Here is a 10623-nt window from a genome sequence, read left to right on the forward strand (position 1 = left end):
CTGGGGGCAGGGTGGGCGGTGCGCCTGCTGGCCCTTGTGCGGATTGTGGCTGTCATGCTGTGTGGCCGCCCGCGCACGCCGCGCTGTGCCGGGGCACGCGACCCGCAGGGCTACGAGATGGCGGCCATGGTGGCGGGCTGCGTGCCGTTCATGCTGGTATCCATCTGGCCGGGATACTGGCTGGCGCTCATGGACCATGCCGGGCAGCGCGCGCTGGGGCATGTCTGGCCTGTCATTGGCAATATCACGCTGGCCTCGCCCGATGGGGCGGCCATCGTGCATCCCGCGCGGCTGTGCCTGCTGGTGGTGGGGGCCGGGGGAATGGTGGCGGCGCTGCGGTATGTCCTGCGCCCCCGGCCCGCGCGGCAGGTGGCGGGCTGGCAGCAGGGCGCGCCCCCGGTGCCGCCCTGGATGGTATTTGGTGATCCGCTGACACAGGTGGGGCCGGGCAACCCGCCGCGCATGTTGCTGGACATGGTAGCGGCAGCCCCCCTCCGCCACCGGCTTGTGCGCGCCCATGCACGGCTGTTGCGGCGCTGGCGGCGCGACCGCTCCACCCTTGTGGGTTGCGGGGTGGATGTCTGGCGCAGGCACGGGGTATCTGCCCCGGTGGTGATGATGGCCGCATGCGTGGGCGCGCTCATGTTCATTGCATGGCATGGATAGGCGGGCATGACGGCGTCCCTTGTGCTGGCGTTGTGCCATGTGGTGCTGGTGGTGGGTACGGTACCGGTCTGGATGGCGCTTCTGGGCTGGATGACCGCCATTATGGAAGGCGCGCGCCGCCTGCCAGACCCCATGGCGCGCTGGCGCGCCCTGCGTCAGGCATGGCGGCAGGCGGGCGTGCGTTCGGCTGCGGGCGCGCAGGTAACGGCCGTCGCACCCTGGCTGGCGCTGGCGGCGGGGGTGGCGGCCATGCTGCTTGTGCCTTCCTTCGCCATTGGCATGCCCGGCGGTGGGCTGTCGGACCTGCTGGTCGTGGGCGGCCTGCTGGAAGTGGCATTCGTGGCGCTGGTGGTCGTGGCCGTTGCGGCGGGTCTGGCGCGGCCGGGGCATGCGGGGCTGCGGGCCGTGACGGGTGGGGTCATGATCCAGCCGGTGCTGCTGCTGTCCTGCGCGGTGCTGGGCATGTGCCTGCCGGATGGCACGCTGGCGGGGCTGGTGCGGCAGGCGCATGTTGCGGACATGAACCTGATCCGTGTGCCGCTGGCGCTGGTGGCGGGGGCGCTGCTTGTGGCGGTGGATGATGCGGGGGCATCACCCGCCCTGTTTTCCACCATGGTGGAGGATCTGGCCGGGCCGGATCGCGCGGTGGCGGAATATGCGCGGGATCTGGTGGCGGTTGTGTGGATGATGCTGGCGCGCGATCTGATCTGGCCGGAAAGTATTGTCACGCCGGATTTCATGGCCCGGTCAGGGGGCATGCTGGCGGTCATGACGGCACTTGGCCTGTGGCTCGGGCATATGCTGCTGGCATGCGGGTGCGTGGCGGGCATGCGGGTTTTCGTCCTGTCGGGCCGGTGGCAGACAGCGGGACGGGCGGGGCTTGCGCTGCTATGCGCCGTTATGGCCGCAGTACTGCTGTTTGCCAGCCGGTGGGCGGGCTGACCATGCTTGTCCTGCTGCTTGGGCTGCTCGTGATCCTGTCTGTCGCGGGGGGTGGAAATACGGTGGGTGGGCTGGCCTGGCATGCCGGGCTGACCGCCCTGTGCGTATGTTTTGCATATGCCGGGCAGGGCGCCATGCCCTGTGTGCTGGCCGTGGTCATGGCGGTCCTGACCGGGTTGCTGGCGGTGCAGATGTCGCGCGTTCCTGCAACCGCGCGTGAACGTGGGGGTATCCGCCTGGCGGGCGGGCTGCTGTGTGTGGCGTTGCTGGCGCAGGTGATCGTGCATGATGGTTCAGCGGACATAACCGCCCGGCTTGCAGGGCTGGCGGGTCTTGCCGCCATCATGTGCGGAGCTTGGGGCGCGTGCCTTGCCCGCGCCCCGGTCGCGCTATGTGCCAGTCTGGCCTACGGGCTGGATGGCGTGACGCTGCTGGCTGCGCAGGCGGATAGCATGCTGGGCATGGGGCAGGCCGTTGCAGCGGCGGTGGGGCTGAACATCATCATGGCGGCCGTGCTGCGGGGCGGGAGCGGAGGGATATGATGTCGCTCCCGCTTTATGCCAGCCTGACGGCGGGCTGGATGGTTCTGGCCGTTGTCGCGCTGCTGGGGGCGGGTTCTTCCCTCCAGTTGCGCGGTGTGCTGGCCTTCGTACTGCTGGGGCTGGGTATTGCCGGGCATGTTCCGGTAGCGGATGCGGCGCAGGCGTTTATGGCGCTGTGTCCCGCGCTGGCCCTGTGCGTGGAGACATGCCGCCCGGCTGACCGTGGGGGTGCAGCGCGATCGGGCGGCCTGAAGGCGCTGCTGCCCTTCATCCTGTCCGGCAATGCGTCCCTTGCGCTGGCGTTCGGGCGGTGTGACCTGCTGGGGGTGTTCATCGGGGCCAGCCTTGCCGTGCGGCTGGCAGGGGCATGGGGGCCGCGTGGTCTGGACGGTGATGGCTGGCGGCAGCTGCGTGGCACGGCGGCGGGCCTGATCCTTGCGCAGGGGGGACTGTTCCTGTTGCGGGCCGGATGGGGGACCATGCCGGATCAGGCCGGGGCGGTGCTGCTGGCGGGCGGGCTGTTCATGGCCTGTGGCCTGCTGTCCAGCCCCGCGCATGCGCCGATGGAGGGGAACATGGACCAGCTTATGGTCATCCCGGTCATCGCACAGGCGGCCGGTTCATGGCCGCAGCTTGCACCCGTGCTGACATTTTTCGCGCTGGTCTGTCTGGCGTGGTCGGTGCTGCCACGGCAGGACAGGGAGTCGTGCGTGCCTGACTGGGGCGGCTGGGCGCTGCTGGCGGCGGGCTTGCCCGCACGGCAGGCGTCGCTACCGCTTGCCGCCTGTCTGCTCATGCTGGCCTGCACGCCCCGTGTGGGCCATGGGCCGGAGAAAGGGCGCGAAGGGATGAACAACCTGATCCTGTGGCCCCCGTTCCTGCCGGGCGTGGCGCTGGTGCTTGTGCTGGTTGCACAGATGCGGGCCTCCGTGCCCATTGGCCTGCTGGCGGGTGTTTCGCTCTGGCCATCCCTTGCCGGAAGCAGGCAGGCTCCGGTTTCCTTCCGGGGGCGGACCCTGCTGCTGCTGGCGCTTGGCTGCATGGTGCTTGCCATTGTGGTGCGCCGGGGCATGGTCCAGCCATGAGCCGCGATGTATCCGCCCTGATCCGCGCGGAGGAGCCGACCGCGTGCCGCGAGCGTTTCGTGCTGGAACCCACCGCATGGCGGGAGATGGCGGAAGCACTGCCCCATGCCGCCCTGCCGCTGGCAGGCCTATGGGCGGATGGCGCGCAGGTGCATGCCCTGTTCATGGATGGGGTTGCCCCCCTGATCGCCAGCGTTGCCGTGCCGGATGGACGCTATCATGCCCTTTCCCCCGCCCGTGCGGGGGCGCAGGCGCATGAACGCATCATCCATGACCTGTGGGGGATCGAGGCCATGGGCGCGCGGGGCACTTTCCCGTGGCTGGATCAGGGGCACTGGCCGGTTACGTGGCCATTGCGTGAACGCCCGCCACCTGCTCCCGCCGCGCCGGAGGGCGTGGAGTTTACCGATGGCGCAACCATGCACGGGGCGGGCGGGACCATGGTGGGGCATGGCCCGGCGGATGGTGGCTTTCAGGCCCCGTTTTACCTGCGGCTGGGTCTGCCGGGCGCGCGGGTCGGGACGGTTTCGGTCCGTATGGGTTACGCCCATCGTGGCCTGTGCGCGCGGATGCGCGGGCGCATGCCGGTTGAGGGCGCAAGGCTGGTTGCCCGGATTGAGGCCATGGCAAGCGTGGCCCATCAGCGCGCCTTCTCCCATGCGCTGGCGGCAGCCACCGGGCGTATCCTGCCGGAGGGGGAGGAAAAGGCGAGCGTTTTCCTGAGTGAACTGGAGCGCATCGCCTCCCACCTGGAAATACTGGTGCAGGCCGCCGGACTGGTGGCCGATGCGCGTTTCGTTGCTACTGGCGCCTCCCTGCTGGAGCGGGTGCGGCAGGTCTGTCGGGACCTGTGTGGCAGGCGCTTCCTGTTTGACGTACTGCCTCCCGCCCCCGGTGCCGCGCGTAAACTTGTGCTGGCGGATGGTGTGGTGGCGGAACTGCGGGCCGGATGCATGGAACTCATGCGCCTTTTCCGTCGCCCACGCGGGCTGGCCACGCGAACGGTGGACAGGGGACTGCTACCGGCTGACGTTGCGCGGAAATGGGGCATTGCAGGCAGCACCGCACGGGCCAGCGGGATGGAAGGTGACCTGCGGCGCTATATGCCCGCCAGCCGCCCCGAATGGACAGGCGGGCCGCTGGTGGGGGATGTCACCGCCCGGCTTGCCATCCGCCTGCGTGAATGCAGGCAGGGCGTGGAAATGCTGGCGGCGCTGGGGGGTGTTGCCATGCCGCCAGTCCCGCCCGTGCCCGAACATGGATCGGGGGAAGGCCTTGGTTTGACGGAGGGGCCGGCAGGCCCGGTCTGGCACTGGCTGCGGCTGGAGGGCGGACGCATTGCCGCATGGTGGTGTGGCGATCCGTCGCTTGCGCAGGTGCAGGCGCTGCCCGATATCCTGTCCGGTGCGATGGAAGCGGATGTCGCGTTGATTCTGGCCTCGCTCGGGCTATCGGCCGCGAGCGCGGATCTGTAGGGGCGGGAAATGGCGTATCTGCATCTGTTCGCGCAGCACGGTGTCGCACTGTCGCGCATGGCGCCGCTTGATATTTTCCATGTGGAAACGGGGGGCTGCACTGCATGTGCGCTTGAACTGCGCATGCTTGCGCGCGGGCTGGTCGCGACGTGCGGCAATATGCGTTTTGTGTCCACGCCCCGGCAGGCCGCATTGCTGCTGCTGACGGGCAGCCTGACGGTGGAGATGGCGCCCGTGGTGGAACTGGCGTGGCAGGCCATGCCCGGCCCGCGTGCGCTTGCCGCCGTGGGGGACTGCGCGGTCAGTGGCGGCGTGTTCCCGCCCAATTACGCCACTCTGGGCGGGGTGGGCACATATGCGCGCACCAGCCTGTCACTCGCAGGCTGTCCGCCCGCGCCGGAGGAGATTCTGGCCGCCCTGCTCAACTGGCACGGGCGTGATGATGCGGGCGCGGCCTCGCCCGGGCAATGACAGGCCGTGCCTGACGGAACCGGCGACCGGCCCGGTCAGGCCGGTGTTGAGTGGGTGGGGTCGTCGTTTTCCTGTAGCGCCTCGGCCTCGCGGCGCAGGCGGTGGAAGCTCATGCGGCTGATGGGCAGCAGCAGGATGTAGATGACGCCCGCCGCCGCCAGCGCGCCCCACGGTTCAGCCACCAGAATGGCGGCATAGGCCCCGGTGCCCAGCATGGTGGGCAGGATCATGGGGGAGGGCACCTTGAAGTTCTTGAATGACCAGACTGGCAGCGTCGAGACCAGCAGGAACGCCGTGCCCCCCAGCGTCAGCGCGGGCAGGATGGGCTCACGCGTCAGGTTGTACAGCCATTCCCAGTGCAGGTGCTGCGCCTCCAGCCCCAGGAACAGCGGGAACAGCGCCAGCCCGGCCCCGGCGGGGGCGGGCACGCCGGTAAAGAAGCTGCTGGCATATTTGGGCTGGTCGGCATCATCATCAAGGCTGGCGTTGAAGCGCGCCAGACGCAGCGCCATGCAGACCGTGAACATGATGCACGGGATGTAGCCAAACCGGCCCCCTTCATGCAGCGCCCATAGATACAGCACGAAGGCGGGGGCAACCCCGAAACACAGGAAATCCGAAAGGCTGTCGAACTCCGCCCCGAACCGGCTGGTGCCGCGCAGCAGGCGCGCGATACGCCCGTCCAGCCCGTCAATGCATGCGGCGATCAGCAGGGCGGCGGCGGCATTGCCAAAGCGCCCTTCCAGCCCGAATCGCATGCCGGTCAGGCCCGCGCACAGGCCCAGCATGGTCATGAGGTTCGGGATCATCCGGTTGAATGACAGGCCGCGCACGCGGGGGCGCTGGCGCTTTTTCAACCGGCGGGCCGGGCGCGTGGGACCAGTGGGGGAAACGGCCATGTGGGGCTCAGAGCCGCGCCATTACGGTTTCGCCACCAACCATGGTCTGCCCCACCTCGACCAGGGGGGTGACATCGGGGGGCAGGTACAGGTCCGTGCGCGAGCCGAAGCGGATCAGGCCGAACCGCTCACCGGTTTCGTACTGCATGCCTTCTTCCGCGTCGCACAGGATACGCCGGGCAATCAGGCCCGCGATCTGCACAACCGCCACCTGCCGTCCGTCCCGCAGCGTCAGGCGCAGGGCGTTGCGTTCATTGAGTTCCGATGCCTTGTCGAGGCTGGCGTTCAGGAACTGCCCCGGGTGGTAGGCAACCCGCGTGACCGTGCCGGCAATCGGCATACGGTTCACGTGCACATCCAGCACCGACAGGAACGTCGCGATACGCCACACCGGGGCGTCGCCCATTTCCAGTTCCGGCGGCGGCGCCACCTTCTCGATCGAGACGATATGTCCGTCCGCCGGGGCCACGGCCACGTCGGGTGCGGCGGGGGTGACGCGCTCGGGGTCACGGAAAAAATACAGGCAGAAGCCGAAGAACAGGCCACAGGCCGTGCCGAGCCATTTTGTCAGCCGGAAGGGCAGCAGCCGACCGGCCACCGCTCCCGCGCCGGAGGCAAGGAGAAAGGGGCGCGCGGCCGGGTGCGGCGGGGCAATGACGAGCTTGATGGATTGAATCAGCGACATGGGACCATGTTCATGAAGATTTCAGTAAAATTGGTCAAGTATTCTGCGCATCCCCCGGTGGCGGGCGGGGCGTGAACAGACGCGAAAACACCCGGGCGCGCCGCAGGCCCAGCCCCGCGGGCACGATGGTGGCAGGGCGGGCGGGAATACCGGCGTAAATGTCCTTTACCGCCTCGATCATGCACACCCCGCCTAGCCGGGGGAACAGGGTGCGCCCGGTCCATTCCACCATGCTGGCCGGGCCGGGCGGGCAGGGACCGGCGGGAGGAATGTACAGCGCGTCCTCATGCCGTTCGGCGTGGAAGCAGGCATCCCCCAGCCAGCGGCTGATCTGGCGGCGCGAAAACGGTGTGCCCTGCCCGAAGGGGGAGTTGTCGGCATGTGCCCACAGCCCCGCCCGGTTGGGCACCACAAGCAGCAGCCTGCCGTCATCCTTGAGTATTTTCCATACCTGTCGCAGCAGGCTGCTCTTGTCCTCGCTGATCTCGAGGGCATGGATCAGCACGATGCGGTCGAACTTCAGGTCCTCGAACGGCAGGCACAGGCCATTGGCAATACAGTCCCGCCCGTGCCACGGTGGGGCCTGCCGCGTGACATGCGTGTCCAGCCGGGCGGACAGGCAGGGCATTTCCGCCCGGTCCCATAGCGGCAGGAAGGGCAGCGCGTAGCCAATGCCCAGGGTACGGACAGCCTTCGCGCCCCCTTCGGGCCAGAAGGCGGCCATGCGCTGGGCCAGCAGCCGCGCGGCGAGCCGCCCCCGGCGTGAGGCATAGAAATTCGCGGCGATATGCATTTCGGCTGGCATCGGCCCATACTAGCACACCCTGCGGCAGCGGCTATCATGCCATTGCCGCGCAGGCATGCCGGGCCGGATACGGACGTGGAGGACAGTCATGACACAGCAGCTTTCCATCAGGGCAATTCCCATCCTGTCGGACAATTACGCCTGGTTCATCCATGACGGCGCAACCGGGGCGGCGGCCATGGTGGACCCGGCAGAGGAAGCCCCCCTGACCGCCGCGATTGATGCGGCGGGCGGCAGGCTGGACCTGATTTTCCTGACCCATCACCATACGGACCATATTGCGGCGGCGGCGGCCCTGCGGGCGCGCTATGGTGCACGGATTGTGGGGGCGGTGGCGGATGCGTACCGGCTGCCCGCGCTCGATATCGCGGTGCGGGATGGTGACGTGGTGCATCTGGGGCAGGCGGTGGCGGAGGTCATCGCCACACCGGGCCATACATCGGGCGAGGTCTCGTACTATTTTCCCGCCGGTCCCGCACTGTTCTGTGGCGACACACTGTTCAGCATGGGCTGTGGCCGACTGTTCGAGGGGACGGCGGCGGACATGTTTGCCAGCCTGCGCCGTATTTCCGCCCTGCCGGATGATACGCTGGTGTGCTGCGGGCACGAATATACGCAGTCCAACGCGCGTTTCGCCCTGCATGTCGATCCCGACAACGCCGCGCTGCGCGCACGCGCGGCACAGGTGGATGAACTGCGCCGCAATGGCCAGCCCACGCTGCCGGTGTGCCTGTCGGTGGAGCGGGCGACCAACCCCTTCCTGCGCGCGCCCGATGTCGCGACGCTGGCGCGATTGCGTAAAGAGAAGGACAGTTTCTGACATAATACGTCACAATTATCCGGCCCAATGGCAAATCCCTGCCGCAGGCCATGGCGGTGGCAGGGCCGGAAACAGGAAAAACAGCCTGTTCCAGCACTGCCCGCCACCTGTAACCATCGGGCGGGAGAGGCGTTACACGCGTGCGCCGGCCCTGTCGTGGCAGGATTGACGATCCACCGCATGGTGGGCCAGCGTGTTATGCTGTAGGAACAGACAGGCCCTTCATACCCGTAGCGCACGCACGGGCGCGGGGCGTCATGGCGCGCGCGGCGCCCGATCCATGCGAAAGGAAGGCTTTTGTCGGTATCTTCTGCCCCGGTTGTCATCAAGAAATATGCAAATCGGCGGCTGTACGATACCGAGCTTTCTGCATACATCACGCTTGAAAACCTTATGGACATGGTCAAGCAGGACCGTGCCTTCGTCATCCTCGATGCCCGGACGGGTGATGACATAACCCGTGGTGTCCTCGCCCAGGTCATGCTGGAGGAGGAAACGCGCGGCCGCGCCATGCTGCCGGTCGCGTTCCTGCGCCAGCTCATCCGCTGCTATGGCGAAAGCAGGCAGGGCGAGGTTTCGGATTATCTGGAACGCATGATGGCCGAATTCATGGACAGCCAGCCCCCGGCCGCCACCACAGGCGGGCTGGAAGCACTGGGGCGGGAGAACGCCGCCGTGGTGCGGCAGGCCATGTCGCTGTTCACATCCCTTTACGCGGTCGAGCGCGCGGGCAACCGCACGGTGGAAAACCTGCTGCAGGAAATCATGGACCTGCGCCAGCAGGTTGAAGACCTCAGGGCCGGGCGCGACACCGCCTCCTGACCGCCCGCATTACGCGGTGGGGCTGGTCTCGATCGCGGGGACGGGCAGGTCGTGGCTGGTACACAGTTCGCGCCATGCCGTGCCGATGGCGGGCAGAAGCTGCGCACGCCGCAGGCCTGATGGCAGGGCCGCGCCAATGACGATATGAATGGTGCCCGGGTGCTTGATCAATGCATTGCGCCCCCAGTGCAGCCCCGCATCGGTCGCCACGGGAATGACGGGCAGGCCAGTATGGGCTGAAAGGGCGGCAATGCCGGGTTGCAGGCGTATGGGCGCGCCGGGGGGCGTGCGCGTGCCCTCGGGGAAGATGATGATCTGGCGCCTGTCCTCCACCGCCCTGTCCGTTTCCGCCAGCAGTGCCCGCAGCGCCTTGGCCCCACCCGTGCGGTCAACGGGGATCATGCCGCTCAGCCGCAGCATCGGGCCGACCAGCGGGATGCGCTCGAGTTCACGCTTCATGACATAGGTCGGGCGCGGCACCAAGTTCATCCATACCAGCGTATCAAAGGCCGACTGGTGCTGACATGCCAGCAGGCACGACCCGCCGGGCAGGTGCTCCCGGCCGCTGACCCGTATGCGGATCTTGCAGATACGCTGCAGCCCCCGCAGCGTCAGCCGCGTCCACAGCTTGGCATAGGACAGCGCGTAGCCCGGCGCGAACAGCCGGATCGGGAATGCGATGACACCCATCACGACTGTCAGCAGCAGGAAATACAGGTTGAACACGAGCGCGCGCAGTACGGTCATTGCAAAACAGGTCCATCAGTGCGGGTGGGCTATCCTAACACCAGAAAATGACCGCCACGACAAGGCAGCCCGCCATCAGCCCATGGTGTCGGGCACCCCGGCACGTGTATCGGCATGGTGTATCAGGCTGTGCAGCGGGCGGGTCAGGCGCGGCAGGTCCAGGCAGGCCAGCAGCCATTTGTCATATTCCACCACCATGAGCCGCAGCGTTGCGGGATGGAGCAGGTGGTGCAGCGCGGGCGGGCGGATGGGGTAGGCATACAGCCGCACATCGGGGATGGTGCGCGCCATTTCCAGCATGGCGCGGCGGATGTGGTACCCCGCCGTCACTACAATCAGGCTGTGGATGTTGTTGTCATGGACCCAGCCCGCCGTCTCGTCCGCATTGCCCAGCGTGGAGGTGGCGCGCCGGCCCAGCGTGGTGCGTGTCCATAACGTGGGGGGCACGGGCTGGGGCAGGCGGTACAGGAAATCACCCAGTGTTGCATGCACGTCCACGCCCGAAATCAGCAGCAGGTCGGCATTGCCCTCCGCCAGCAGGCGCAGTGATTCCTCAATCCGGCCCTGTCCGCCCGTCAGCGCCACGATCCCGTCGGCATGTGGGGGGCGGGCGGGCGGGCGCATGGCGTCGCGCACGAACCACGCCAGTCCCATGCCCCATGCC

Annotated in this window: 12 protein-coding genes and 1 pseudogene; 8 read left to right on the forward strand and 5 right to left on the reverse strand. The window is 67.8% G+C overall.

The window, feature by feature from the left end:
* The 6 genes and pseudogenes from DY926_RS17250 to DY926_RS07075 all read left to right on the forward strand — a co-directional run.
* Window positions 1-666, forward strand: a pseudogene (locus tag DY926_RS17250) (hypothetical protein); the annotation flags it as partial.
* A gap of 6 nt (window positions 667-672) precedes the next feature.
* Window positions 673-1608 (forward strand): hypothetical protein, encoded by a 936-nt coding sequence (locus DY926_RS07055; protein WP_116702727.1) that lies wholly within the window; start codon window positions 673-675, stop codon window positions 1606-1608.
* Window positions 1609-1610: 2 nt separating this feature from the next.
* A complete protein-coding gene (locus DY926_RS07060; protein ID WP_116702735.1) occupies window positions 1611-2150 on the forward strand; it encodes a hypothetical protein in 540 nt (179 codons plus the stop codon).
* A complete protein-coding gene (locus DY926_RS07065) occupies window positions 2147-3235 on the forward strand; it encodes a hypothetical protein (RefSeq protein ID WP_116702728.1) in 1089 nt (362 codons plus the stop codon). Before DY926_RS07060 ends, DY926_RS07065 begins: the two co-directional genes overlap by 4 nt.
* A complete protein-coding gene (locus DY926_RS07070) occupies window positions 3232-4710 on the forward strand; it encodes an NADH-quinone oxidoreductase subunit D-related protein (RefSeq protein ID WP_116702729.1) in 1479 nt (492 codons plus the stop codon). Before DY926_RS07065 ends, DY926_RS07070 begins: the two co-directional genes overlap by 4 nt.
* Before the next feature lie 9 nt (window positions 4711-4719).
* Window positions 4720-5181 carry an NADH-quinone oxidoreductase subunit B family protein gene (locus DY926_RS07075; protein ID WP_116702730.1) on the forward strand — a complete coding sequence of 154 codons (462 nt, stop codon included), beginning with the start codon at window positions 4720-4722 and terminating at the stop codon, window positions 5179-5181.
* Between the two features lie 35 nt (window positions 5182-5216).
* Here the strand turns inward: DY926_RS07075 and DY926_RS07080 are convergent, their stop codons facing one another.
* The 3 genes from DY926_RS07080 to DY926_RS07090 are packed head-to-tail and all read right to left on the reverse strand — an operon-like array spanning window position 5217 to window position 7570.
* A complete protein-coding gene (locus DY926_RS07080; protein WP_241503098.1) occupies window positions 5217-6080 on the reverse strand; it encodes a CDP-alcohol phosphatidyltransferase family protein in 864 nt (287 codons plus the stop codon).
* 7 nt (window positions 6081-6087) lie between these two features.
* A complete protein-coding gene (locus DY926_RS07085; protein WP_116702731.1) occupies window positions 6088-6765 on the reverse strand; it encodes a phosphatidylserine decarboxylase in 678 nt (225 codons plus the stop codon).
* Window positions 6766-6799: 34 nt separating this feature from the next.
* Entirely contained in the window at window positions 6800-7570 is a 771-nt protein-coding gene (locus DY926_RS07090; protein WP_241503099.1) for a methyltransferase domain-containing protein, read from the reverse strand.
* 88 nt (window positions 7571-7658) lie between these two features.
* Here DY926_RS07090 and gloB point away from each other — a divergent pair, with 88 nt between their 5' ends.
* Window positions 7659-8390, forward strand: coding sequence for a hydroxyacylglutathione hydrolase (gloB, locus tag DY926_RS07095; RefSeq protein ID WP_116702732.1), 732 nt, complete (start codon window positions 7659-7661; stop codon window positions 8388-8390).
* Window positions 8391-8666: 276 nt separating this feature from the next.
* Window positions 8667-9212, forward strand: coding sequence for a polyhydroxyalkanoate synthesis repressor PhaR (gene phaR / locus DY926_RS07100; protein ID WP_408886036.1), 546 nt, complete (start codon window positions 8667-8669; stop codon window positions 9210-9212).
* A 9-nt stretch (window positions 9213-9221) separates the two neighbouring features.
* Here phaR and DY926_RS07105 read toward each other — a convergent pair whose 3' ends face one another.
* Window positions 9222-9959, reverse strand: a complete 738-nt coding sequence (locus DY926_RS07105; protein WP_116702734.1) for a lysophospholipid acyltransferase family protein — start codon at window positions 9957-9959, stop codon at window positions 9222-9224.
* 75 nt (window positions 9960-10034) lie between these two features.
* A partial coding sequence (locus DY926_RS07110; RefSeq protein ID WP_148707746.1) for a YdcF family protein occupies window positions 10035-10623 on the reverse strand: 589 nt, incomplete at its 5' end.

This window comes from Komagataeibacter melaceti (assembly GCF_003403295.1).
Classification (GTDB): domain Bacteria; phylum Pseudomonadota; class Alphaproteobacteria; order Acetobacterales; family Acetobacteraceae; genus Komagataeibacter; species Komagataeibacter melaceti.